The 25,356-nt window shown below is 69.0% G+C and carries 18 protein-coding genes; 8 read left to right on the top strand and 10 right to left on the bottom strand.

Features of this window, described 5'->3' with window-relative positions; all coding sequences use genetic code 11:
- Window positions 1–792: a hypothetical protein gene (locus FL344_RS19160; RefSeq protein ID WP_141619531.1), complete on the bottom strand. Its 792-nt coding sequence runs from the start codon at window positions 790–792 to the stop codon at window positions 1–3.
- Window positions 793–886: 94 nt separating this feature from the next.
- Here FL344_RS19160 and FL344_RS19155 point away from each other — a divergent pair, with 94 nt between their 5' ends.
- Window positions 887–1,927, top strand: coding sequence for an AraC family transcriptional regulator (locus FL344_RS19155; protein ID WP_228565182.1), 1,041 nt, complete (start codon window positions 887–889; stop codon window positions 1,925–1,927).
- 30 nt (window positions 1,928–1,957) lie between these two features.
- Here FL344_RS19155 and xdhB read toward each other — a convergent pair whose 3' ends face one another.
- The 3 genes from xdhB to FL344_RS19140 all read right to left on the bottom strand — a co-directional run bounded on the left by xdhB (window position 1,958) and on the right by FL344_RS19140 (window position 8,678).
- Window positions 1,958–5,779: a xanthine dehydrogenase molybdopterin binding subunit gene (gene xdhB, locus FL344_RS19150; RefSeq protein WP_141619529.1), complete on the bottom strand. Its 3,822-nt coding sequence runs from the start codon at window positions 5,777–5,779 to the stop codon at window positions 1,958–1,960.
- Window positions 5,776–6,612, bottom strand: a complete 837-nt coding sequence (gene xdhC / locus FL344_RS19145; RefSeq protein WP_141619528.1) for a xanthine dehydrogenase accessory protein XdhC — start codon at window positions 6,610–6,612, stop codon at window positions 5,776–5,778. The genes xdhB and xdhC overlap by 4 nt, the downstream gene beginning before the upstream one ends.
- 203 nt (window positions 6,613–6,815) lie before the next feature.
- Window positions 6,816–8,678: a hypothetical protein gene (locus FL344_RS19140; protein ID WP_228565181.1), complete on the bottom strand. Its 1,863-nt coding sequence runs from the start codon at window positions 8,676–8,678 to the stop codon at window positions 6,816–6,818.
- A gap of 55 nt (window positions 8,679–8,733) precedes the next feature.
- Between FL344_RS19140 and FL344_RS19135 the strand changes: the two genes are divergently transcribed.
- Window positions 8,734–9,417, top strand: a complete 684-nt coding sequence (locus tag FL344_RS19135) for a hypothetical protein (protein WP_228565180.1) — start codon at window positions 8,734–8,736, stop codon at window positions 9,415–9,417.
- 19 nt (window positions 9,418–9,436) lie between these two features.
- Here the strand turns inward: FL344_RS19135 and FL344_RS19130 are convergent, their stop codons facing one another.
- The 3 genes from FL344_RS19130 to FL344_RS19120 form a co-directional block, all read right to left on the bottom strand.
- Window positions 9,437–10,765 carry a DUF418 domain-containing protein gene (locus tag FL344_RS19130; protein WP_141619525.1) on the bottom strand — a complete coding sequence of 443 codons (1,329 nt, stop codon included), beginning with the start codon at window positions 10,763–10,765 and terminating at the stop codon, window positions 9,437–9,439.
- 125 nt (window positions 10,766–10,890) lie between these two features.
- A complete protein-coding gene (nth, locus tag FL344_RS19125) occupies window positions 10,891–11,523 on the bottom strand; it encodes an endonuclease III (RefSeq protein WP_141591980.1) in 633 nt (210 codons plus the stop codon).
- Between the two features lie 224 nt (window positions 11,524–11,747).
- Entirely contained in the window at window positions 11,748–12,635 is an 888-nt protein-coding gene (locus FL344_RS19120) for a LysR family transcriptional regulator (RefSeq protein WP_141619524.1), read from the bottom strand.
- A 119-nt stretch (window positions 12,636–12,754) separates the two neighbouring features.
- Here FL344_RS19120 and FL344_RS19115 point away from each other — a divergent pair, with 119 nt between their 5' ends.
- Window positions 12,755–13,159 (top strand): RidA family protein, encoded by a 405-nt coding sequence (locus FL344_RS19115; protein ID WP_141619523.1) that lies wholly within the window; start codon window positions 12,755–12,757, stop codon window positions 13,157–13,159.
- Between the two features lie 171 nt (window positions 13,160–13,330).
- Here FL344_RS19115 and eutB read toward each other — a convergent pair whose 3' ends face one another.
- Entirely contained in the window at window positions 13,331–15,655 is a 2,325-nt protein-coding gene (gene eutB / locus FL344_RS19110) for an ethanolamine ammonia-lyase subunit EutB (protein WP_141619522.1), read from the bottom strand.
- Between the two features lie 250 nt (window positions 15,656–15,905).
- Here eutB and FL344_RS19105 point away from each other — a divergent pair, with 250 nt between their 5' ends.
- Together FL344_RS19105 and FL344_RS19100 are read left to right on the top strand one after the other, a co-directional pair.
- The gene (locus tag FL344_RS19105) at window positions 15,906–16,799 is read left to right on the top strand and encodes a 1,4-dihydroxy-2-naphthoyl-CoA synthase (protein ID WP_141591986.1); all 894 of its coding nucleotides are present in this window, start codon (window positions 15,906–15,908) and stop codon (window positions 16,797–16,799) included.
- A 91-nt stretch (window positions 16,800–16,890) separates the two neighbouring features.
- Entirely contained in the window at window positions 16,891–17,301 is a 411-nt protein-coding gene (locus FL344_RS19100; protein ID WP_141619521.1) for a hypothetical protein, read from the top strand.
- 16 nt (window positions 17,302–17,317) lie between these two features.
- Here the strand turns inward: FL344_RS19100 and FL344_RS19095 are convergent, their stop codons facing one another.
- Both FL344_RS19095 and FL344_RS19090 read right to left on the bottom strand, forming a co-directional pair.
- Complete coding sequence (locus tag FL344_RS19095; RefSeq protein WP_141619520.1) at window positions 17,318–18,088, bottom strand: hemolysin III family protein; 771 nt, start codon at window positions 18,086–18,088, stop codon at window positions 17,318–17,320.
- A gap of 62 nt (window positions 18,089–18,150) precedes the next feature.
- A complete protein-coding gene (locus tag FL344_RS19090) occupies window positions 18,151–18,570 on the bottom strand; it encodes a VOC family protein (RefSeq protein WP_141619519.1) in 420 nt (139 codons plus the stop codon).
- Window positions 18,571–18,584: 14 nt separating this feature from the next.
- On the opposite strand from FL344_RS19090, the gene FL344_RS19085 reads away from it, so the two are divergent.
- The 3 genes from FL344_RS19085 to FL344_RS19075 all read left to right on the top strand — a co-directional run bounded on the left by FL344_RS19085 (window position 18,585) and on the right by FL344_RS19075 (window position 25,317).
- Window positions 18,585–19,583, top strand: coding sequence for a hypothetical protein (locus FL344_RS19085; protein ID WP_141619518.1), 999 nt, complete (start codon window positions 18,585–18,587; stop codon window positions 19,581–19,583).
- Between the two features lie 147 nt (window positions 19,584–19,730).
- Complete coding sequence (locus FL344_RS19080) at window positions 19,731–23,048, top strand: C45 family autoproteolytic acyltransferase/hydolase (RefSeq protein WP_141619517.1); 3,318 nt, start codon at window positions 19,731–19,733, stop codon at window positions 23,046–23,048.
- A gap of 157 nt (window positions 23,049–23,205) precedes the next feature.
- Complete coding sequence (locus FL344_RS19075) at window positions 23,206–25,317, top strand: M13 family metallopeptidase (protein ID WP_141619516.1); 2,112 nt, start codon at window positions 23,206–23,208, stop codon at window positions 25,315–25,317.
- The last annotated feature ends 39 nt before the right edge of the window (window positions 25,318–25,356 follow it).

The following is a 25,356-nucleotide window of genomic DNA, read 5'->3' as shown; positions in this document are numbered from 1 at the left end:
TCAGCGCGTGGGCCGCCCGAGCACGTACGTGATGGCGGCCTTGCCCGGGACCTTCGCTTCGCCCACCTCCCAGGTGTAGCCCTCGCGCGCCAGGGCCTCCGTCATGCGCCGGAGCTCGTCGGGCTGATGCGTCCTCAGCGCAGACACCAGCCCGTCCCAGAAGATGATGAGCGGCGCCACCGGCACCACGTAGGTGAGCAGCAGCCGCAGCGGCGTCAGAGGCTTCACCAAGGGCGTGAAGAGCAGCACCAGCAGGGGCACCAGCAACATGGACAGGATGGCCGGGGGCGTGCGGCGCACCGTCTCGAACGCGGCGAAGGGAACGCCGCGGGCCTGGGCGTCCTCGAGCACCGCGCGGGCCTCGTCCGGCCGGAAGTGGTGCAGGGCGTTGAAGAGGGTCCGCATGCCCCGCAGGTCCGCCGGAACCTGGAGCGCGTCCACCGAGCGTTCCAGGTACTGCACGCCCTCTGCCCGCGCCCGCTTGGCGGCCTGGGCGTTGGGGAACTTGTCGGTGAGCACCACGCGCGCGTCGATGCCGTGCTTCTCCGCGAGCAGCTGGCGCAGGCGGGGCAGGGGGCCTCGGCCGCCGGAGGCCAGGTCCACCAGGTCCGGGCCCTGCGCCGCGTTCAGCCCGCGCGCCAGGATTTCCGCCGCCGCGTCGAAGATGCCCAGGCGCGTGCTGACGGTGTGGAGGTAGTCGGTCGTCAAATCCCTCAGCGCGTCGGGGACCCAGGTCTGGTCCGTGAATTCGAAGAGGTGCAGCCGCGGGAGCAGCGAAGGTGTGTCGTCCATGGTCCAAGCGTGCAGGCCCCCCGCCGCGCGCGCACTGACGGATGGCGACAGAACGGCTTGCTGGCCGCGCCAACGCGCCATTAGCGTCCCGTTCGTGGCGCAGCTGCCTCCGTCCTCATCCTCCGAGCCGTCTTTGTCCGCGCGCATGGCGCGGCAGGCGCTCCGGCTCGCGGCGACGCTGGGCCTGCCGGTGGAGGCGCTCTGCCGGGAGGTGGGCTTCCGGATGGAGGACCTGGACGACCCGGAGCTGCGAATCCCCTACGCCGCGTTGGACGGCCTCCTGGCGCGGGCGGCGGAGCTGTCCGGGGACGCCAACCTGGGGCTGCACATCGCCCGCGTGGACGTGGTGGACCTGGATGACCCGGCCACCTTCGTCGTCCTCACCTGCGCGACGCTGCGGGAAGCCATGGAGCGGGGCTGCCGCTACCAGCGCGTCTGGGGAGACGGAGAGCGCTTCCTGATGGAGGAGACGGCGCGCGGCGTGCGCATGCGCTTCACGCCCGTGGGCGCGTCCCGGCCCGCGCACCGGCACCTGGTGGACGCGGCGCTGGTGCAGTTCGCCACCGGAGTGAGGGCCTTCACGGGCGTGGACGTCCGGCCGCTCGTCGTGCGCTTCACCCACACCGCGCCCGCGGACCTCCGCGAGCACGAGGCGCTCTTCGGGTGTCCCCTGGAGTTCGGCGCGCCTTTCAACGCCATCGAGTTCTCCCACGAGGACGCCCAGCGGCCCTTCATCCACGCGAACGCGCTGCTCAACGCCATGTTCCAACGGCAGGCCCAGCGCGCGTTGGAGCGGCTGCCGGACGTGTCCACGACCACCGAGCGCGTGCGGCAGCAGGTCCGGCGCGAGCTGGCCGGCGGGGACTTCTCCTTCGTGGCCGTTGCCCGGGCCCTGCGGCAGCCGCCGCGGACGCTCCAGCGGCGGCTCGCGGGCGAAGGGCAGAGCTATGCGGCCATCGTCGAGGCCCTGCGCCGCGAGCTGTCCGAGTGCTACCTCCAGCGCCGCATGTCCATCGCCGAGGTGTCCTTCCTCCTCGGCTATGCGGACCCGGTGGCCTTCCACCGCGCCTTCAAGCGCTGGTGGGGAGTGAGCCCGGAGGGCTTCCGGAGGGAGCGGCTCCAGGCCCCACGCTGAGCCTGGACCGCTGTCCGTCCAAGCGGCGTCTCAGGCCGCCTCGCGCCCGCCCTCCGCAGCCGCGCGCGCCCGCCGCTTCTGGATGGCGAGGAACAGCGCTTCGTGCGTGGCGGGGGAGGCCAGCTCCACCTCGCCACCGGCCTGACCGAACGCGGCCACCGCCTCACGCAAGGCCTCGCGCGCGGACATGGCGAGCATCAGGGGGGGCTCGCCCACGGCCTTGCTGCCGTGGATGGTGTTGTGCTGGTGCGCCCGCTCCAGCAGCCGCACCCGGAAGTCGATGGGCGCGTCGCTGAAGGCCGGCACCGCGTAGGTGCTGGCGGAGTGCGTGAGCAGCCGGCCATTCGCGTCCCAGCGGAGCTCCTCGCCCGTGAGCCAGCCCAGGCCCTGGACGAAGCCGCCTTCAATCTGCCCGCGGTCCACGGCGGGGTTGAGCGAATCACCCACGTCCTCCAGCAGGTCCACGCGCAGCACGCGCTTGACGCCCGTGTGGCCGTCCACCTCCACCTCGCACACCGCCGCGCCGTAGGCGAAGTAGAGGAAGGGGCGTCCGCGGCCCTTGGCCTTGTCGTAGCCGATGCCCGGCGTCTGGTAGTAGCCCGTCGAGGACAGGCCCACCCGGGACAGGTACGCCGCCTCCACCACGTCCGCGAAGGGCAGGGAGAGCTCGGGCTCACCGCGCAGTCCCACCTTGCCGTCGCTGAATAGCAGGGCGTCCGGCGCCACGCTGCGCCCATGCCGGTCCGACAGCAGGCGCACGGCCACCGGGGCCAGCCGCTCCCGCAGGGTGACGCAGGCCTCCCGCATGGCGGCGCCGTTCAGGTCGGAGCCGCTGGAGGCCGCGGTGGCGGAGGTGTTGGGCACCTTGTCCGTCGCCGTCTTCGCCATCCGCACGGCGTCCGCCGTGACGCCCAGCTCGCGCATGACCACGCCCAGCACCTTGGTGTGCAGGCCCTGGCCCATCTCCGTGCCGCCGTGGGACACCATGACCGAGCCGTCCCGGTACACGTGCACCAACGCGCCGGCCTGGTTGAGGAAGGTGGCGGTGAAGGAGATGCCGAACTTCATCGGGGTGATGGCGAGGCCCCGCTTGATGAAGGGGGACTGGGCGTTGAACGCCGCCACGTCGCGTTGCCGGCGCTCGAACTCCGACGACTTCTTGAGCTCCTCCCAGACGCGGAGGATTCGCTCGTCCTCCAGCTCCTGGCCGTAGTGCGTGGTGTTCGTCTCCCCGGTGCCGCGATAGAGGTTGCGCTCGCGGACCTCGTCCGCCGGCAGCCCCACGGCCCGGGCCACGCGGGCCAGGACCTCCTCCGTCACCAGCATGCCCTGCGGACCACCGAAGCCGCGGAAGGCGGTGTTGGAGACGAGGTGTGTCTTCGCCACCCGCCCGGAGTACGCCAGCGCCGGCACGTAGTACGCGTTGTCCAGGTGGAACAGCGCGCGGTCCAGGATGGACTCGGACAGGTCCAGGGACCAGCCGCCGTTGGATACCAACTGGACGCGCAGGGCCAGCAGCCGCCCCTGGTCGTCGAAGCCCACCTCGTAGGCGGCATGGAACGGGTGGCGCTTGCCCGTCACCGCCATGTCCACGTCGCGGTCCAGCATCCACCGCACCGAGCGCCCCGTGTGCCACGCGGCCAGCGCGACGAACGCGGCGGGCGCGTTGCCCTGCGTCTCCTTTCCGCCGAAGCCGCCGCCCATGCGGGGGGACTGCACCACCACGCGGCTGCGCGGCAGGTGCAGCACGTGGGAGATGATGGCCTGCACCTCGGACGGGTGCTGGGTGGAGGACACGACGGTGATGTCGCCGTCGTCACCGCGCTCGGCGAAGGCGGCCTGCGTCTCCAGGTAGAAATGCTCCTGCCCGCCAATGGCCAGCGTGCCCGACAGGCGGTGGGGGCTGCTGTCCAGCGCGGCGTCCACGTCGCCCCGGCGGATGACGTGCGGCTCGGTGTGGTAGCTGCTCCGCGCCACGGCGTCCTCCACCGTGAGGATGGCGGGCAGGGGCTCGTACTCCACCTCCACGGCGCGGGCGCCCGCGCGGCAGGCCTCCACGGACTCGCCCACGACCAGCGCGACAATCTGCCCGTGGAAGAGCACCTCGCGGTCCGCCAGCAGCGGCTCGTCGTGGCGGATGGGGCCGGTGTCGTTCATGCCGGGGATGTCCTCGGCCATGAGCACCTTCACCACGCCGGGCACCTTGCGCGCCGCGGTGGGGTCTCTCTTGAGGATGCGGGCGTGCGCATGGGGCGAGCACACCGGCCAGACCTCCAGCATGGGCCGCTTCTGCGCCATGTCGTCCACGTACCGCGCGCTGCCCGTCACGTGGCCCAGCGCGCTCTCGTGCCGCAATGCGCGTCCCGCGTCCGCGGGGGCCTGGACCTCCCCCGCGTCGAAGCCCGGCGCGGCGTCCAGGGCCGGGCTGTGCGAGCCGGAGAAGAACTTCTCCAGCAGGCCCGCCACCAGTCCCCGCCGGTACTCCGCGCTGCCGCGCAGGTCGCTGATGGGCGTGATTTCCTCTGCGAGGACGGGCAGCACGCGCGCCACCGTCTCGGCCGTCCAGGGCTGCCCGGTGAGCACCGCCTCCGCGCGGCGCGCACGCACCGGTGTGGCCGCGACGCCGCCGTAGCCCAGGCGCGCCAGCTTCACCACGCCGCCCGCGTCCAGCTCCACGCGGAAGCCTGCGGCGACGATGCTGATGTCCAGCTCGCGCCGCTTGGACACCTTGAAGGAGTCGGAGAGCCGCCGGCCGCCCTCGGGCACGGCGGCGTGGGGGATGAGGATGTGGCGGACGACCTCGTCCGATTGGAGCGCCGTCTTCCGGTAGGCGAGGAAGAAGTCGGACAACGCCACCGTGCGCTCGCCCCGCACCGAGCCCAGGACGAGCGAGGCATCCAGGGCGAGCAACACCGGCGCCATGTCGCCAATGGGCGACGCGGTCACCAGGTTGCCCGCCAGCGTGGCGCGCTGGCGAATCTGCCGGGAGGCGAAGACGTTGAGCATCTTCTTCACCTCGGGCAGCTCGTCACCCAGGGCCTCTTCCAGCGCCACCAGTGAGGCCGCGCCGCCCACGTACCAGCCATCCTCCCCACGGTGGACCGCGCGCAGGGACTCCACGCCCTCGGTGGAGATGAGGAAGGGGTAGCGGCGGGACTTCTTGGTGATGTCCACGCCCAATTCAGTGGCGCCCGCCACCAGGTGGGCCTCCGGGTGCTTCGCGCGCAGGTCGAGCAACTCCTCCCACGACGTGGGGCGCAGGAAGGTCTGCCCACCGGCCTCGTAGCGCAGCGGGGACAGGGGCTCGGCGGGACCTCCGAGCGGCGTGGAGGGGATCGCCGTGGCGGGCGCCGGTCCTTCTTCGCGCTGGGCCAGCGCCTCCATCATCGCGTCGCGAATGGGGCGGTAGCCGGTGCAGCGACAGAGGTTGCCACAGAGCTGGTCCGCCACGGCTGACGGGGTACAGACGTCCTTGCGGGAGTACGCCTCCGCCATGGAGACGATGAAGCCCGGCGTGCAGAAGCCACACTGCGAACCGTAGTTCTTCACCATGGCCTGCTGCACGGGGTGGGGCTTCTCGCAGCTGCCCACGGCTTCCACCGTCACCAGCTCGCGGCCGGCCACCATGGGCACCAGGGCGATGCAGGCGTTGAAGGCGCGCAGGCACCGGTTGCCCTGGGCGTCCCGGTCCACCAGGGCCACGGTGCACGCGCCGCAGTCGCCCTCGGCGCAGCCCTGCTTGGTGCCGGTGAGGCCGCGGGCACGCAGGAAGTCGAGCAGCGTGGTGTTGGGGGAGACGCCATCGACGCGGACCGTCGCGCCATTGAGCTGGAACTCGAACATAGTGCTCATTCTCCTGACGAGCCCCCGCGCAGGCGGGGCGTCTCCGAGGGCGGGGCCTCGGCGGTAGTTTCGGTGTCTGCGCCCTGGTGATGGAGCTGAAGGAGTCCGGCGGCGATGCTCACCGCGACTTCCTGGGGCGACTTGCCGCCAATCTCCAGCCCGATGGGGCAGCGCACGCGGGCCAACTGCGCCGCTGTCGCGCCCCGAGCCTCCAGGCGCTGACGGAAGCGGGCCCACTTGGTGTTACTTCCAATGAGGCCCACGTAGCGCGCGGGCTTCTCCAAGGCGAAGGCGATGATGTCCTGGTCCAGGTCATGCCGGTGCGTCATCACCGCGATGTACGTGCGGCGCGCGTCCCAGACAGCGCGCGAGGCGAAGACGTCCCACGGCTCCTCGTGGCGGATGACCGAGGCGGGGATGCGCTCGCCGTGGACCCATTCGGGGCGCTCGTCGACGAGGTGGACCTGGAAGGGGGTGCCGTCCAACGTGCGGCACAGGGCCTGACCTACGTGGCCGGCGCCGAAGAGGTACAGGCGCGGGCCGTGGTTCACCGGCTCCATGAAGACGTCCACCACGCCGCCACAGCATTGGCCGAGCTTCGAGCCCAGCGGATAGCGGTACGCACGGGGTTCCCCTTTCTCCAGGCAGGCGCGGGCGTCCGCGAGGACGAGCTTCTCCAGGTGGCCACCGCCCACGGTGCCGTGGAACGTCCCGTCCGCGCGGACGAGCAGCTTCGCGCCAGGCTTGGCGGGGGTACTTCCCTGACACACCGTCACGGTCGCCACGGCGAACGGAACATCGTCCCGCGACCACTCCGCCAGTTGGCGGGTCCAATCCCACATTGTCCGGCAGAGTCTGCCACAGGCCGGGCCGCCCACGTCACGTCCATGAAACGGAGTCCGGCTCAAAGCGTGTAGCGCACCTGGCAGTCGGGCAGGAGGCGGGTCCGCATTTCCTTGAATTCAGCGACCAGGCGGCCCTTGAGTCCGGTGCGGTAGCGCACGTTGTGGCCTCCGGTTGCTGTTGTGCGGCGACGGGGAAGTGCTCACTGCTCGCGCAGGGAGAAACTCCAGGCCGTCTCACGCGGCAGGTAGGGATTCTCAGACTTGAGCTCCGCGACATGCGTCCCGGACGATGGGGCTGTGAAGATCTGGTTCCCCGTTTCCCTCTCGTACGCCAGGGCGACCTGCGCGCCAAGGGGATCAAGGAGCCGGATGGTCGTTCTGCTGCCGCGCACGACGTAGGTCCGGCCCGCCTCCAACTCGAAGGAAAGGACGTCCACGTCCGAGCCCAACTCGAAGACGCCGGCCGCGTTCACGGGAACGGCCTGCGGCGTGGCGTGTTCGGCGTCGTCGCCGTGGTCATCCGTGCTCGCGTGGTCCAACTTGAACGTGAAGTCGTAGGGAATGGACCTCGAGCTGACGATGAACGTGACGAGCCCCGAAGCCGGCGTATGGACGTGCCACAAGCCGTCCTCGATATTCATCATGTAGAGAGGGGCGCCGGAAGTGCGCGTCGTCAGCGTACATGCCCGGGTGCAGGACAGCCGGTAGAACACATCCGGGTCGAGCGGAACCGAGATGGCGTCCAGGTCCGTCTCTTTGTGGATGAGCCCGGTGACGGTTTCCCCCACGTCAGCGAGGGTGGCCGTTTGGGGGGTAGCCCCATGGTCATCCATCCCCAGGTCGTCGACCCGCACCTCGATGTCGCTCCCCCAGGATGAATTCGGCAGCAGGTGCACGTAGTACGTCCCTGTCGACGCCGCTTCATGGACGAGTCGGTTCCGCTGCGTCTCCGCCAGCGTCTTGCCGTCCGCGTCCGTGAGCCTGAAGCGCCGCTCATAGACGGCGGGGTGGAAGCGGATGTCGTAGATGTGTCCCGCGGTGGCGAAGAAGGAGAAGACGTCCACGTCGTTGGGGCCGTGGAGTCGTACGGCCAAGGGGAGGCCCGCCGTCAGCGGAGTCGCCCCCTGGAGCGCATTGGCGTGGTCATCCTGGCCCAGGTCGTCCAACTGGCACTGGGTGGCCAAGGCCGCGTCGGAACTGCTGTAGACCCGGACGAACCAGGTGTTCGCGACCGGGCTCAGCTGGCCCGCGCTGACGCGTGACGAGTCCCTCGTCACCCCGCCATTCACCGGGGCGCCCTCGCCATCCATGAGGTGCACCGAGACGTTCTCGCCCTCGCAGGAGAACCGGAAGCCCTGGTTCGGCTCGGTGCGGAAGGTGAAGACATCCGCGTCGTCCTGGAACTCGATCGCGAGCGGGAAGGGGATGTTCGTCAGCGCGAGTGGCGTTGCCGTGGCGAGCGTATCGCCGTGCTCATCCCGGCCCAGGTCCTCCAATCGGTAGGCATACGTCCCCGACGCACCGCTTCCTTCCGGAGCGGCCACGGTGATGAATCGAGGGGCCTCCTCCGTGGAGACGAACTCCACCCGGGTGCCTTCAGACGTCGTGACGGTCCGCGTCCTCACCTCACGCCCCGAGGCCTCCACGAGGCGCACGTCCACGGGGGCCAGGGTGCCGGCCCGGACGATCATGCGATAGCCATGGCCTGCCGCGGTGGGCATGGCGAAGACATCCCGGTCCGCCTTCGCTCGGAAGGGCGGGTTGATGATGCCCTCTTGGAATTCCACCGAGGGGGCCAACGCCGTGGCGGTCTCCGGGGTGTCACCATGGTCGTCGGGCTGCCGGTAACCGACGATGGCGCAGGTGAGGCCCGCGGCCTGCTCCCAGGCGCTGCAACGGCAGACGGGGGCGCTGTTTTCGGCGACGCAGCGTCCCGCGCTGCATTCCACGTCGGCACAGACGCGTGCGTCCTCTTCGGCGGAAGGGCCACCACAGGCGGCGAAGAGGCCAACGGCCACCAGCGCGAGCAGGGGCGAAAGGTTGTCGGAGCGATTTCGGGGCACTGGGAAGCCTTGGATTGACGGCGGTCGAGTGACTGTAATAACCGAACGAGTGCCCATGCAAACACTCTCTCGTCCCATCGCGCGGACGCTGGTCGTGCTGTCTCTCCTGGTGTCTTGGCCGGCCTTCGCGGAGGTGGAGGAGGCGCGGGACCCGGGCTTTCCTCGCTGGCTCGCCATCTCCGCGCGAGGGGGCTACCTCATGCCAGGCGGGCGCATGGACGGCGCCGCCGAGCCGCTCTACTTGTATGAGATTTACAAGGGGCTCTTCGCCGCCATCGTGGAGCCCACCATCCGGATCGCCTCGCGCGTCGAGGTCGGGCCCTGGGCCCAGTTCTCTCATGCGCAGATGCGCATTCGTTGCTCCGCTGAGCGGACGTGCAAAGGCAGCAACCTGCGCTTCGGCCTCCAGGGGAACTATCACTGGAACCCATCGGGACCCATCGACCTCTGGTCGGGGGTGGCACTCGGCTACGATACGAGCTCGTTCTCGGTGCCCGCGGCGGAAGTCACCTACTCAGGGCCTGACGTCACGCTGCAGGCCGGGTTCGACAGGAACTTCGGCGGGAACTTCTGGGCCGGGCTCTTCGTCACCGGCACAGGGGGGCAGTACGACAAGCTGGATGTGCGGCTGCTCAACGGTTCGGGGAGCGAAACCCTCCGCGAGCGCGCCTTCCATCTTTGGATTGGCTTTGGTTTCCGGGTGCGAGTGGCCGCTCCTCACCCGGCGGTCGCGAATTGACGTCGCCAGGTCCAGCCCGTCACGCCGTCAGGGGGGCGGGCGCGTCGGACGCGGCGCGCCGCATGGGCTGAGCCTTTCCGTACGTCAAAGAGCGCCACGCCCACTCCACCGGACCGAAGCGGAAGCGTGACAGCCACAGGTGGCTCCACAGCACCTGGACGCAGAAGACGCCCACGCAGATGACGACACACGCGAAGGGGCCCCGCTTGCCCACCTGTCCCAGGCCATAGCCGTAGAAGATGAGCAGGCTGATGACCGTCTGCGACAGGTAGTTCGTCAGCGCCATGCGTCCCGCGGGCGCGAGCAGTCCCAGCGCCCGCTGCCAGGTGGCGCGCTGGAAGAGCAGGGTGATGCCCGCCAGATACACGCCCGCGAGCCCCACCTGTGCCAGGTTGCGCAGCGGCGCCAGCACCAGGGGCAGCCACACGGGCATCGTCTCCGGCGTGAGCACCTTCTTCTGCATGAGCACCGTCACCACCACGCCGGGCACGGAGCCCACCACCGCGGCCACCAGCCCCCAACCGAGCAGGCGGCGAAAGAAACCCAGGTGCGAGGGGACGTCCTGGAAGATGCCGCGCCGTCCCGCCCAGAGCCCGAGCGCGAAGCGGCCCAGACAGGTCAGCAGTCCGGCCAGCATCATCGTGAAGAACTCATCGCGGTAGAACCCGGCGCTCGTCTTTGTCACGTCCCACCAGCTTCCCCCGGTGATGGCCGTCAGCATCCGCGCGTGGATGGCGGAGGTCTTCTCGCGGGCCGCGGCCATGACCGCGGCACCGGCCTCGGGTGAGTCCGCCAGGAGCTGCGGCAGCCGCCAGAGGAGGTTCATGAGCAGCGGCCACACCAGGACGAGCACCGCCGCGATGATGAGCAGCGTCCGCTCCGAACGCCGCCGCAGGAGCAGCAGGCAGAAGCCCATCAGCGCATAGGAGGAGAGGATGTCGCCGTACCAGAGCAGGAACAGGTGCAGGACACCCACCACCAGCAAGACTGTCAGCCGCCTCGCGTAGAGCGGGACGAAGCCGCCACCTCGCGCCTCGGCCCGGCCGAGCTGCACCGCGAAACCCAGGCCGAAGAGGAAGGCGAAGAGGGTGATGAACTTCCCGGAGACCAGCACCTCGAAGGCATACCGGGTGATGGTGTCCAGGAGCGAGGCATTGGCGATGGACGCCTCGAATTGTTCCCGGGACAGGAACACCCTGCCGCTGAACCACATCTGCACGTTGGAGATGAGAATGCCGAAGAGCGCGAAGCCACGCAGCGCGTCGATCAACTCCAGGCGTTCACCTGCCTCGACCGGACGGGCTTCGGTGCGCGGTGCGGAGGCAGCGGAGGAAGGGGCGGTGGGCATGATGGATGAACAACGTCATACAGCCACCTCGATTGCGAATTCCTCCACTATTGATGCGCGTCTTTTCGCGTCCCAGAAGCGTACGCGAAAAGACATTCATATCCCACAGGCGGACAGGGATTGGGTTACACGCCGATACGCGGGCACACATCCTTCACGATGCAGTCGTCGCATTTCGGCTTCTTTGCGGTGCAGGTGTAACGCCCATGGAGGACGGTGGCGGGGCCGAAGAAGGTCCACTGCTCCTGGGGCACCAGCTTCATCAGGTCTTCTTCAATCGCCTCGGGTTTGTCTTTCTTCGTCAGGCCCAGGCGCTGGCTGACGCGCGCCACGTGGGTGTCGACGATGATGCCGGAGGGGAGATTGAAGGCGGTGTTGAGGACGACGTTGGCCGTCTTCCGCGCCACGCCCGGGAGCGTCACCAGTTCGTCGATGGTGCGGGGGACCTCTCCGCCGAACTTGTCGAGGAGCGCGCGGCTCATGGCCTGCACGGACTTCGTCTTCTGCTTGAAGAAGCCGGTGGGCTTGAGGTCCTCCTCCAGCGCGGCGGTGTCCGCGTCGGCGAAGGCCTGTGGACCCGGGTACTTGGGGAAGACAGTGGCGGTGACGCGGTTGACGCGCTCGTCGGTGCACTGCGCGGCCAGGATGGTGGCGACGAGCAGCTCGAAAGGCGTGGACCAGTTGAGTTCGTAGCGCGCATCCGGATGGGCTTCCCGGAGGCGCTCGAGGAAGAGGGCGGCTTTCTCGGCGGGATTCATGGTGGCGTGAGTGACCACCACCCTACTCGGAGCGTCTGACATGTGCCACGAGCGTTTGGGGGCCGCCCAGCCGAGCCGGGCCAAGCTCGCGAATTGGCGGCAGGAGATTCGGTCTCCTGCCGCATTCGCAAATCTCAGCACGCTCGGTACTTCTCGCGCCCAGGGAGCTTGGAGGTCCTCCGCCCCACGGATACCTGAGACACCGCGGGAGGCGACTTCGCGCGCTATTGCTCGACCAACAGGTCGATGAAGCGCCGCACCTTGGCTGGCAGGTGACGCTTGCTCGGGTAGAACGCCATGATCCGGACGACCTCCGTCTCGCATGACGGCAACAGCGCCTTGAGGCGTCCACGCGCCAGATCTTCGTCGACCAGAAAGCTGGGAAGAAAGGCGATGCCCAGTCCCGCGACAGCCGCGTCCCGGATGGCCTCGCCGCTGTCGAGCCGCAGGCGGCTTCGGCCCTCCACCGTCACATAGGAGCCACCCTTCGGGCGCAGTCGCCAGCGCTGTCGTCGCGCCCGGCTACTGAAGAGCAGGCAATCATGCGTCGCGAGCTCCTCCAATGTTTGGGGTTCGCCGCGCGCGGCCAGGTACGAGGGGGCGGCGCAGACGAACACCCGATGTTGCGCCACGACCCGGGACACCAGTCGCGTATCGGTGCTGGTGACATTGATGCGCACGGCCAGGTCGTAACCCTCCTCGATGATGTCCGCGACGCGATCGGTGAAGCTCACCTCCACCTGCACTTCGGGCCAGGTCTGCAGATATTTCTTCAGCACGGGCAGGACATGCAGTCTGCCGAATGCGTCGGGCACGGTGATTCGCAAGACGCCCCGGGGCGTGCCCGTGCGCTCTCCGACGCTGGCTTCCGCTTCATCCAAAGCCGCCAGGACTTGTTGGCAATGCTCATGGAAGACACGGCCATCGTCGGTGAGACTCAGGTGGCGCGTCGTGCGATTGAGCAGACGCACCCCCAGGCGGGATTCCAGCCGGGCCAGGGCCTTGCCAGCCGCCGAGCGCGTCAGCCCGATGGCCCGGCCACCGCTGACGAAACTGCCCGCGTCGACGACGGCCATGAAGGCGAAGATCTCATCCAGATGGGCGCGTTTCATGGCGGGCTCTCGATTGTAGTCCTCCCGTCGCTGGAGTGGGGAACGCCGTTCGCCAGTGGGCTCGGTATACGCGTCCGGCAATCGCTCCTTTCCTCAACCTCACCCATTGGAGAGCACCCATGCCTGTCACCCTGATGAACCCCGAAGGAATGATGAAGCCTGACGTGTACCGACAGGTGGCGGTCGCCACCGGCAGCAGACAGGTGCACATCGCAGGGCAGGTCGCGTACGACGCGGATGGGCAGCTCGTCGCGCGAGGAGACCTTGCTGGGCAGGTCGCGCAGGCCTACCGCAACGTCGCCATCGCTCTCGCGGCGGCCGGGGCGACGTTCAACGACGTCGTTCGGTTGACGATTTACGTGGTCGACTGGAAGCACGAGCGGATGCCGGACTTCCTGGCCGGCATCGAGCAGGTCTCCAAGGAATTGAACATCGTGCCGGCGCCAGCCTCGCTGATTGGCGTCGCCGCGCTCTTCGAGCCGGGCGTCCTCGTCGAGATTGAAGCCACGGCGGTCGTGGACTGACCCACGCCATCCCCCGCCATCGAGCGTCCCACGGTCGATGAATCGACGGGGGCTCGATGGCGGGACTGCATCCACGACTGATTGCACGACGCAGCGGTCAATGGCTCATAGCCGGTGTGAGTGGCCATTGCCCGGGGCGGAGCGTCCGCCCCACGTCGTCGTCCCCAGACGTCACCCGCCCCGGGGCGCCAGTTGCTGAAGCAGCCGCACTGTCTCCGGCGCAGCCAGTGAGGGCGCATACGCCGTGAGCGCGACCCCGGACACCACGCGGGTGATGTTGTGGTCCACCTTGCCGGGCTGGGACCAGACGGTTCCGGGAGGCGCGGTGATGTACGCGGAGAAGGTGTGGTGGCCGGTTCCGGGCCGTTCGCCAATGACGTGGATGAGGCCCCGGTGCCGGGCCGCGTCCTCCAGGCCCGAGTACAGCGCTTCGCCCACGCGGTACCCCGCGCGCACGCGACCGGACGTGAGCACCAGATGCTCTGGAGCAGGCTGGTACCCCGCGGCAATCAGCGCCGCGCGCAGTGTCTCCAGATAGGGCGCGAGCTGTCCCTCGTCCATGATGGCCAGCGCGTTGAGCCCGTCGGACACCATCAGCTGCACGTCATACCGTCCCGCATGGCGTGCCCTCATCGAGCGCACCGCCTCCAGGGACGCGGCGTCGAGCTGCTCGCCCGTCTCCGGGTGGAGGATGTACTCCGTCCGGTCTTGCGACTTCGACACCAGCCGCACGCCCTCCGGCACGGCAGTGATGAAGGCGGGCGTCAGCTCCGTCCACAGGCTCTTCTTCGAGTCCGCGTAGACACGGCGCAACTCCGCGTCCAGCGCGGGTTCCAGGTCCCACGGGTGCGCGCCGTACCCACGCGCCATGGGCACGCCGCGCGCACGAATCGCAGACAGCTGTTGCTCCGCGTCCGCCCGGATGTCCGCCTCCGGCCGGGTGTCGCCCTTCGCGCGCAGGTACTGGAGATAGACCCAGACCGGGTCACCGAAGTGGCGAGTGGGCTTGCCCTCCGCGTCGATGACACCCAGGCGCTGGAAGAAGGCCCACATCCGGTCATCCACCTTGTAGCCGAACTGCTCGCGGATGCGGACGTGGTCCTGGAACCCGGTGGTGAGGTAGCCCAGCATCGGGTCGTTCTTCGTGGGCAGCGCCATGAGGTACGCCGGATTCGCCGGCATGATGCGCTCGATGCACCAGTCCAGGTCATCCAGTGACACGTCCATGTGCAGCGTGGAGCAGATGTCCAGGCCAATGGTGAGCCCGTGCAGCTTGCCCATCGCGATGTCTTCCAGGCAGCAGCGCACCAGTTGCTCGCGGGTGCGGAACACCTCCGGCCCGATGAAGCCCGCGACGTCGTTGAGGTGCACCCATGGCGCCGCGCCCTGCCGCGCCCGGGACACACGTTGGGACAGGGCCCTCGCGAAGCCGTACTTGCGCGACTCGTGGAGGACCATGTCGTAGCCGTGGCCATGGCCGTTGGTGAAGTCCGCGCCCTGGCCCGTCTCGAAGTAGAGCCCAAAAGGCTCCGTGCGCCCGTCCGCGTAGGCGAGCATCTTCTCCACGGAGATGTCGAAGGTCGCGTTGGCGCTGTCGCTGCCAGCGATGCTCTGGAACCAGACGCCCGTGGTGCCGGGCTGGCGCCGCTCCACCTCCGCCTGCACGTCGATATGGGACAGCACGCAGTGGGGCAGCACGTCCGTCAGTCCGAAGGTCACCAGCACCTCGAGCAGGGCGGACTCGATGGCGGCCACGGACTCTGGCGTGGAGGACACCGGGTTGCATCCCAGCACCACGTCACCCACCGCGTATGAGAAGCCGTCGAACACCTGCCAGCGGATGTCGTCCACGTTGTCGGTGGGCGAGTTGGGCTGGATGCGCGCCCCCATGTAGCCCCGCGCGCCCACCTTGCTGCCTGGTAGCGGGTTGAACACCTTGCTTCCCAGCGCGATGAGCTCCGCGTCACTCATCAGCTTGACGACGCAGCCAATGGCATCGCTGCCCAGCCCGGGGCCGATGGCATGAATGGCCGCCTCGTCGGACTCCAGCAGGAACTTCCTCAGCCGTCCCAACGTCCAGTCCGCCGTCAGCGCCGCCGCCTGCGAGTCCTCGGCCTCCAGGCTCAGTGCGTGCAACGCATCCTGGTGCAAAGGGTGTCGCCGCACGTCCGCCAGCCGCGTGTGCCCCAAGAGCCTGCGCGCATTCACACGCGAGTTCTCATCCGCGGCGGCGACGCCCACGAGCGCGTCGCCTTCCTTGAAGGTATTGGCCGCGCCCAGCACCTGCTTGTAGAGCGTGTCGTCGAAGCCGCCCCGGAGCCGTTGGAGGTAGCCGAAGACGTCCTCGCCCGACTTCACGTCTGGGATGTAGACGCCTTCCGGCGTGGGGGTGGACGTCGGTTTTCTCCGGCAGCCCAGAACGGAGGCGGCTGCGCCTCCCGCCATCGCGGTCAGCACTGCGCGTCGGTGCAGCAGGAACCTCGGGTCCAGGTGCATGGTTCTCCCTCACTCAGGACTTGGATGGCGGAAGGGAACACTCCTCTTCCCGCCGCGCACAAGCAGGGCCCGGGTGGTGCCGCGTGTCGCTGTAGGGCACCCAACGAGGAACTCCGGCCAGGGTCTGAGCACTTCCGCGAGGTTCGGACAGATGGCGCCCGTGCGGGCTGCGCGCGCATCCCTGGACGGGCGCTGCCACTGCGCCTAGGGTCCGCGCGCATCCACTTCTCTCCCCCCGAGTGAGAACATCATGGTCTCGGACATCTTCAATCCGGCGCGCTGGAAGGCCGTCGAGGGCTTCAAGTTCAAGGACATCACCTTCCACCGCGCGGTGGACCAGGGCACGGTCCGCATCGCGTTCAACCGCCCGGAGGTCCGCAACGCCTTCCGGCCCCGCACCGTGGATGAGCTGTCCCGCGCGCTGGAGGCCACGCGCTTCATGACGGACGTGGGGTGCGTGCTCATCACGGGCAACGGGCCGTCGCCCAAGGATGGCGGCTGGGCCTTCTGCTCCGGTGGTGACCAGCGCATCCGCGGCAAGGACGGCTACAAGTACGAGGGCGAGGAGGGGGAGTCCGACCCCGCGCGCCTGGGCCGGCTCCACATCCTGGAGGTCCAGCGGCAGATTCGCTTCCTGCCCAAGGCCGTCATCGCCGTGGTGCCGGGCTGGGCCGTGGGCGGTGGGCACAGCCTCCACGTCGTCTGTGACATGACCATCGCCAGCAAGGAGCACGCGGTGTTCAAGCAGACGGACGCGGACGTGGCGTCGTTCGACGCGGGCTACGGTTCAGCGCTGCTGGCGCGGCAGATTGGTCAGAAGCGGGCGCGGGAGATCTTCTTCGTGGGCGCCAACTACTCGGCGGAGGAGGCCTTCCAGATGGGCATGGTCAACGCCGTGGTGCCCCATGCGCAGCTGGAGGAGTTCGCGCTGGAGTGGGCGGCGGAGATCAACACGAAGAGCCCCACGGCCATCAAGATGTTGAAGTACGCGTTCAACCTGCCCGACGACGGACTGGTGGGCCAGCAGCTCTTCGCGGGCGAGGCCACGCGCCTGGCCTACGGCACCGAAGAGGCGCAGGAAGGCCGCGACGCCTTCGTCCAGAAGCGCAAGCGCGACTTCAAGCGCTTCCCCTGGTCGTACTGAAGCCGCGGACGCCGAGGCGGCGCGGACGCCCTGGGAATACCCATCCAGGGTGATGGTCGGTGGAAGGGGCCTCGTGTTCTAGGCCTCTTCCATGCCGAAGACGAACCTCTCCGCGTCCCTCCTCATCGTGCTCTCGAGCCTGGCGCTGGGCTGCTCCAGCGGCGCCACGGCCGCTGCCAGCCGTCGCGAAGCCTCCACGCCCGCCACGACGTGTCTCGACACCATCTCGTGTTGCCTCCAGCGTCATCCGGCGCAACCTGAGTTGTGCGGTCTCTCGGCCTCGGAAGCCGTCGTGTACCTGGCGGAAATCCAGGCCGTGGCGAAGGAGCGCGAGGCGAGTCGGGACGACGGCGCGAAGGCGGGATGGAAGCGGCGCTGCGTGGACACCCATGCCCGGTGCAAGGACGCGGGGAGGGGACGATGGGTGGGAGACTGCTACGCCTGTTTCGTCCGCTGCGAGCGCGAGCGGGAATGGCCCTACGACCGCTGCCACCGGCGATAGCGCCGTCACACCGGGGTCAGGCGCCGCTCACGATGTCCAGGATGACGGCGTAGTGCACGCCCGCCGCGGCCACGACGAGCAGGTGGAAGATTTCGTGGTAGCCGAAGACGGTGGGAATCGGGTCGGGCCAGCGGCGCGCATAGATGACCGCGCCCACGGCGTAGAGCACGCCGCCCACCACGAGCCACGCGACGCGACCGGAGCCAATCACCTCGGGTAGCCGCAGCATCACCGGCGCGGCCACGGCGCCCAGTGCGACGTAGAGGGCGGAGCGCAGCCCTCGCGAGGTGTGCACGCCCAGGAGCGTGAGGCCCGCGCCCGTCAGCGCGGCAATCCACATCAACCAGAGCAGGTACAGGCTGGTGTCACCCGTGGTGTCCAGCGTGGCCATGGGCGTGAATGAGCCCGCGATGAGGATGTAGATGGCCGCGTGGTCGAAGCGCTGGATGCGCCGGTACGCGTCCATGCCCCAGGTGAAGCGGTGGTAGGTGGCGCTCACGCCGAACATCAGCACCAGGCTGCCACCGAACACGAGGTCGGCCACGTACTGGGGGCCGCGCGCGGGCATCAGCGCCATTTGGATGCACCCGAGCAGCGCCGCCACGAAGGCCACGGCGTGGGAGACACCTCGGAGCCGGGGCTTGACGCTCTCGATGAGGAGCAGGGTGTCGGTGCCATCTGGGGACGCCATGACCTGCTCGTAATCATCGCAGGTCACCCTCGCGTCAGCGCGCCGGACATCCCGTCCAGCTTCTGACGCCCGGGGCGTCCGAGCGTCCAGCGGCATACGGCCGCGGGTGCGAACCGGAAGACACCACCGCCGGTTCGCGGCCAGGCAGACGCTCCGCGTCAGAACGTTGGTTTCATCACCACGGAATCAGCGGAGCGCGTCACCGGGCCATGGAACACGGCCTCGATGTTGTTCCCATCCGGGTCCAGGACGAACGCGCCGTAGTAGCCGGGGTGGTAGTTGCGCTCACCCGGCGCCCCGTTGTCCCGGCCGCCCGCGGCGAGCGCCGCCGCGTGGAAGCGGTGGACGGTCTCCCGGTCCCGCGCCTGGAAGGCCAGATGGACGCCGCGCTCGGAGCGGGGCGTCCCTGGGGCCACCCGGTCGACGAACAGCTCGTCGGCGGAGAAGTGGTGGGGACTCTCGCTGAAGAAGGGCACGCCCAACACGTCCAGCACCGCGCGATAGAATCGCTTGCTGGCATCGAGGTCCTGGACGCGCAGATGGACGTGATCGAACAGCCGGCCCTTGTGGAACTCCATGTGACTCCTTCACGGTGGTATGGCGCACGGACGTCGGGCGATGCGCGGGGAGGCGCGAGGCTGGCATGAAACCTCACATGATGACCTTCTTTTGCGAGCTGGAGGCGGAGCCTCTGCGTGAGCTATTCGCCACTCCTGGCGTCGTGGAGGACCTGGCGGCGCTGGAGGCCGGGGTGAGCCTGGGCCTGCTCGACCTGGGGCCGGAGCGGGCCCAGGTGGTCCAGCGGCTGAACCGGATGGGCATTCCCGTCACGGCGTGGCTGCTGCTGCCCACCGAAGAGGGCTACTGGTTCCATGCGGGCAATGTGGCGCAGGCCACGGCACGCTACGAAGCCTTCCAGGCATGGACGGCCGAGCACCACTTGGCGTGGGAGGGCGTGGGGCTGGACATCGAGCCGGACATCCGCGAGCTGCGACGGTGGATGGAGGGCGGGTGGCGGCAGTTGGGCGAAATCCTGCCCAGGCTCGTGCAGGGGCGCCGCGTCCGGGACGCGAGGGCAGGGTACGCGCGGCTGATGGAGCGCATCCGCGCGGACGGCTACCGGGTGGACGCCTACCAGTTCCCCATCATCGTGGACGAGCGGGAGTCGCGCTCCACGCTGGTGCAGCGGCTGGCGGGAGTGCTCGACCTGCCGGCGGACCGTGAGGTCCTCATGCTCTACACCAGCTTCCTGCGGCCCCATGGCCCCTCCGTGCTCTGGAGCTACGGGCCCGGAAGTCAGTCCCTGGCGGTGGGCGTCACCGGCGGGGGCGTGGAGCTGCCCGGCGCCTTCGCCGCGAAGCCCCTGGATTGGACGGAGTTCTCGCGCGACCTGCGTCTGGCGGTGCGCTGGACGCATGACCTCCACGTCTTCAGCCTGGAGGGCTGCGTCCAACAGGGCTTCCTGAACCGGCTCCGCACCTTCGACTGGGATGCGCCCGTCACCCCGCCAGCGACCGCGGCGCGCCGCGTGGACGCCGTGCGGCGCGCGGCCCGGCTGCTGCTCCGCACGAGCGCCTGGGTCCTTCGCTGAGGGATGGACGGGCGGGCAGCGTGGAAGCCGCCATGCGTCATCGCCGTGTCGTGGAGTATCGCGATTGACGCTCGGGGATGGCGGGGGTGTCATGCGCCCCGGCCACCTCTACCCGTCGCCCGGTGTCCCTTCCGGGCTGGGAGCCTCATGTCCTCCTTTCGCATGACGTCCAAGCTGCTTGGCGCGCTGCTGCTGTCCGCGAGCACGCTTCACGCGGCACCCTCCTGGGCCGCCGCGCCCGCCTCCACGCCCGTCGCCGTGCCCAACGGGAACTTCGAGATTGCGGGCGGCTCCGGCTCGCTCCCCGCCTTCTGGAAGTCCCGAGGGCAGGGGAAGGCATCCGGCAGCGCCGCGGCGAAGGTGGAGGGCGCTCGCGGCCTGGCCATCGAGAACCCGGTGGGCGGCGCCGAGACGACGGTGGAGTCCGAGGCGATGAAGCTCCAGGTGGGCCAGCTCTATCGGCTCAGCGCCTGGGTGCGCACGCGAGGCGTCCAGACGGACCCGCAGGCGCGCTACCCCACGGCGCACGGCGCCTGCCTGTCGATGAAGAGCTTCCCCTTCACCAACTGCTCACCCGCGCCCGCAGCGGAAGCGGGAGGCCGCGCGTCGGTGCTCTTCTTCGCCACCCAGTCCTCGGACCGGGTGCAGCTCCACCTGGGCCGCAACGGCAAGGCCACGGGCACCGCCTGGTTCGACGACGTCCGCATCGAGAAGGTGGACGACATCACCGCCTACATTCCGCTGGAGTCGGTGCGCTGGGCCGGCAAGGGCTTCCGCTATGACGAGGGCGGGTGGATCTACGTCCACATCGAGGGCGAGCCCTACGAGCGGGGCCACCAGTTCGGCCAACTGGTGCCGCAGGAAATCGTCCGCTACATGGAGAAGCTCGGCATCGAGAAGGACAGGACGGACGCCTCCAAGGGGTGGAACCACCAGCGGCTGCTCGCGGACGCGCTCTTCCTGCGCAAGTACGACGCGGAGTTCCTGGAGGAGATGAAGGGCATCGCGGACGGCGCCAACAAGGCGGGCGCGAAGTTCAAGGACCGCGAGCTGGACCTGCTGGACATCGTCACGCTCAACTCCGCCGTGGACGCGGGGCAGCTCGCCGAGGCGAACCGGGCCACGGGCACGCCGCTCACCGGCCGCACCTTCCTCAAGGCGGAGGAGGACGCGGAGCGGGCGGGGAAGGGGGACCACTGCTCCTCCTTCGTGGCCACCAAATCCGCCACCCCGGATGGCCGCGCCATCATGGGACAGATTTTCATGTGGGGCGGCTACACGGGCGTTCACTGGGACGTGGTGCTGGACGTGAAGCCCACCAAGGGCCACCGCTTCGTGATGCAGACCTTCCCGGGTGGCATCCACAGCGGCTCGGACTGGTACGTCAATGCCGCCGGCATCGTCATTGGCGAGACGACGGTGGGTCAGTCGCCGTTCGACATGAATGGCACGCCCCAGAGCAACCGCATCCGCAAGGCCGCGCAGTACGCGTCGTCCATCGACGACGTCGCCCGCATCATGAAGGACGGCAACAACGGCCTCTACACCAACGACTGGACGTTGGCGGACACGAAGACGGACGAGGGCGCGTGCCTGCTGCTGGGGACGAAGAAGACGCGCCTGTGGCGCACCGGCGGCAAGGGGCAGGCCGGGGACACGCCGGGCAATCTCAAGGACTTCATCTGGGCCAACAACAACAACCGGGATTTGGAGGTGCGCAAGGAGTACGTGCCCAACCCGGACAACGCTCCGGTGGACCTGTCCTTCAACACCTGGAACCGCGACATCGCCTTCTGGGAGTACTACGCGAAGTACGGCAAGAAGGGCTTCGACCTGGACACCGCCATCCGGATGATGGCCTCCAGCCCCATCAACCGGCCCCACGCGTGTGATGGCAAGGTCACCACGTCGGAGATGGCCCAGAAGCTGATGTTCCTGGCCCACTACGGCAAGACGACGCTGCGCGAGAAGATGGTGGGCGGCCGGTGGATTCCCGACCTGCCCGGTGCCACGCCGCACCTGTCGCTGGGCTACACGGCCTTCAGCCCCGTCTTCGTCGCGGAGAAGCTGGGGGCCGCGCGCAAGGGGTGGACGCCTCCCGCGGAGCCGGCCGCGCTCAAGCGCGACGTGTCGAAGGCGAAGGACGCGTTCGTCTTCGGCAGGCCCCTGCTGTGGGCCAACACCGTGTTCCCCGCGACGGACGGCGAGAACTGGCTGGTCAGCGGCACCGCCGCGTACTGGAAGCTGCTCAAGGACCTGCCGGCGGACGGAGACACGTCCGACAAGGCCTTCGAGTACCAGCGCAACGCATTGGCCGACCTCAACGCGCGCTACCTCTTCACCACCTCGCGCGAGGCGGACGTGGTGCCGGCCTCCGCGAAGACGGACTACGGCCGCTACGGCACCTACATGCTGCCGCGCATCAAGGGCACCTTCCTGCTGCACCAGCTCCGGTTGCTGCTGGGCAACGCCCACTTCTCCAAGGCGATGAACGCCCTGCATGGCCGCTACACCAACAAGAACGTCACCACCGCGGACTTCAAGCGCGCGGTGCTGGAGGCCACCGGCAGGGACGTGGGCCTCTTCGTGTCGCAGTGGGTGGAGCAGACCGGACTGCCGCAGCCGCGCATCCGTGCCAGCGCCGCGCAGGTGAAGGACGGCTACGAGGTGACGCTGAAGGTGGAGCAGCCCGGCTCGCGCCCCTGGCACTTCGTTGCGATGGTGGAGGTGCGCACCGCGAAGGGCGCCACGCTGGAGCGCGTGGAGGTGAAGGGCCTCAACGAGACGTTCACCTTCCGCACGGCGGAGCCTCCCGTCCGCGTGGTGTTCAACGCCGGCAATGACATCCCGGTGCCGCGCGAGCACCACCAGACGCTGTCGAACCAGCTCGACGCCTGGGAGAAGCTGCTCCTGGTGCACGGCACGGCGCGCCAGACGGAGTCCATGCGCACGCTGGCGCTGGGCTACCGGGAGGTGCTGGCGGACGCGTTCGTGGAGTACCTGATGCCCATCAAGCCGGACGCCGAGGTGACGGACGCGGAGCTGGCGGACCGGGACCTGGTCCTCTTCGGCGGCGCGGAGGACAACGCGCTGCTGGCGCGGCTGGCGACCGAGAAGAAGCTCCCCGTGGAGCTGGGGCGGCGCTACTTCCGCTGGCAGGGCAAGACGTACGGCCGCCCGGATGATGGCCTGGCCGTCGCGCTGCCGAACCCGTGGAACCCGAAGCGGTCGATGTACCTGTTCGTGTCCAACAGCGGACTCCAGCTCTGGCACATGACGCGCGCCTACCAGCGCGGCCTGCCGGGCTGGGCCCTGTACCGGGGCGCCGAGGTGAGCGCCAAGGGCTTCCACGGCGTGGACGCGCTGGCCCAGGACGTCACGGTGACGCCCGTCGCCCCGCCCGCCGCGCCAGCGCCCACGCCCACGCCTGTACCGGCGCCGGTGCTGGGCCAGCCGCAGCGTTAGCGCACGCTGCGAGGGGCCCCACCGCGCGAAGGGTGCGGGTGGGGCCCGCTCCATGGAATAGGGGACGGGCCCAGGTGTTTTTCCTGCCTGCCCGGAGGGACGACGACCCTCCGCGTCTGGCAGCATTCGCCGCCCCTCACTTCCTCACGGAGCCGCATTGAGCCCCCTGAAGACCTTCTCCCGTCGTGCCTGGGCCCGCAGCGCCTTGGGCACCCTGCTCCTCACCGGTTGTGCCACCACGCAGCAGCCGGCCCCCTCCGATGACGCGCCTCCTCCGGCCGTGCCCGCCGCCCAGGCCGCTTCCGCGGAGGCCGTGCGTTCGCTGGGCGTGGAGCTGAAGCACCTGGACCGCGATGTCCGGCCGCAGGACGACTTCTACGCCTTCGTCAACGGCAACTGGCTGAAGACGGCGTCCATCCCCGCGGACCGCGCCCGGTACGGCACCATCATCGAGTTGGTGGACAAGGCCGAGCTGGCCATGCGCGCCATCATCGAGGAGTCCGCCGCGGCGAAGGAGCGCCACCCGGGCTCCACCGCGCAGAAGGTGGGTGACCTCTACAACAGCTTCATGGACACCCAGCACATCGAGTCGCTGGGCCTGAAGCCGGTGAGCGACGAGCTGGAGCGCGTGAAGGCCGTGAAGCGCGCGGACGCGCTGCCGGAGCTGTTCGCGACGCTGCTGCGCGAAGGCGTGCCGGTGCCGTTCGGCATCTTCGTGGGCCAGGACCAGAAGCAGGCCACGCGTTACATCGTCTACGCCACGCAGCTGGGCCTGGGCCTGCCGGACCGGGACTACTACACCAAGCAGGAGCCGCGCTTCGTCGAGGTCCGCGCCGCGTACGTGGCCTACATCGAGAAGCTGCTCACGCTGGCCGGTGAGAAGAACGCGAAGAAGGCCGCCCAGGACGTGATGGCGTTCGAGACGGCGCTGGCCGCGAAGCAGTGGGACCGGGCGCGCAACCGCGACCGCGAGAAGACGTACAACCCCAAGACGGTCGCGGAGCTGGACGCGCTGACGCCGGGCTTCTCCTGGGGCCGCTTCCTCAAGGCGTCCGGTGCGGAGGCCACGCCCTCCGTCATCGTCCGTCAGCCGGACTACCTGGAGGCCCTGGGCGGGTTGCTGAAGTCCACGCCGCTGCCGGTCATCAAGCAGTACCTGGCGCTGAAGGTGCTGGACACCCGCGCGCCGCTGCTCAGCAGCGCCTTCGAGCAGGCGCACTTCGAGTTCCGCGGCAAGACGCTCCAGGGCATGGAGGAGAACCGCCCGCGTTGGAAGCGCGGCGTGGCCCAGGTGAACGAGGTCGTCGGCGAGGCCGTGGGCCAACTCTACGTGGAGCGCCACTTCAGCCCCGACTCCAAGAAGCGCATGCAGGAGCTGGTGGCCAACCTGCGCGAGGCCTTCCGCAAGGGCATCGACGGACTGGACTGGATGAGCCCCGCCACCAAGGCGCAGGCCCAGGCCAAGCTGGAGAAGTTCGGCGTGAAGATTGGCTACCCGGACAAGTGGCGGGATTACTCGTCGTTGGACATCGTCGCCGGTGATCTGGTGGGCAACGTCCGCCGGGGCGAGCTGTTCGATCACCAGCGCGCGGTAGGCAAGCTGGGCAAGCCCATCGACCGCGAGGAGTGGGGCATGACGCCGCAGACGGTGAATGCCTACTACAGCTCCACGATGAACGAGATTGTCTTCCCGGCCGCCATCCTCCAGCCGCCGTTCTTCGACCCGGAGGCGGACGACGCGACGAACTACGGCGCCATCGGCGGCGTCATCGGCCACGAGTTCAGCCACGGCTTCGACGACCAGGGCAGCCGCTCCGACGGCGACGGCAACCTGCGTGACTGGTGGACGCCCGAGGACAAGTCGGGCTTCGAGCAGCGCACCAACATGCTGGTGAATCAGTACAACGGCTTCAGCCCGCTGGAGGCCATGAACGTCAACGGCAAGCTCACGCTGGGCGAGAACATCGGCGACCTGAGCGGCCTCACCGTCGCGTACCAGGCCTACAAGCTGTCCACCCAGGGCAAGACGCCGCCCGTCATCGACGGCTTCTCCGGCGACCAGCGCTTCTTCCTGGGCTGGGGGCAGATCTGGCGCGGCCTGTACCGGGACGATGCCATGCGGCAGATGCTGCTGACCGACCCCCACTCGCCGCCGCGGTACCGCGTCAACGGCGTGGTGCGGAACATGCCGGAGTTCTACGAGGCCTTCGGCGTGAAGGAGGGGGACGCCAGCTGGCTGCCGCCCGAGCAGCGCGTCAAGATCTGGTAGCCCCGCGGTACGGGCCGGTGGACAGCGGCCACGGGCTGT

It is taken from the genome of Myxococcus sp. AB036A (assembly GCF_006547355.1).
Taxonomy (GTDB): Bacteria; Myxococcota; Myxococcia; order Myxococcales; family Myxococcaceae; genus Myxococcus; species Myxococcus virescens.
This window is presented reverse-complemented; position numbering and strand designations above follow the sequence as displayed.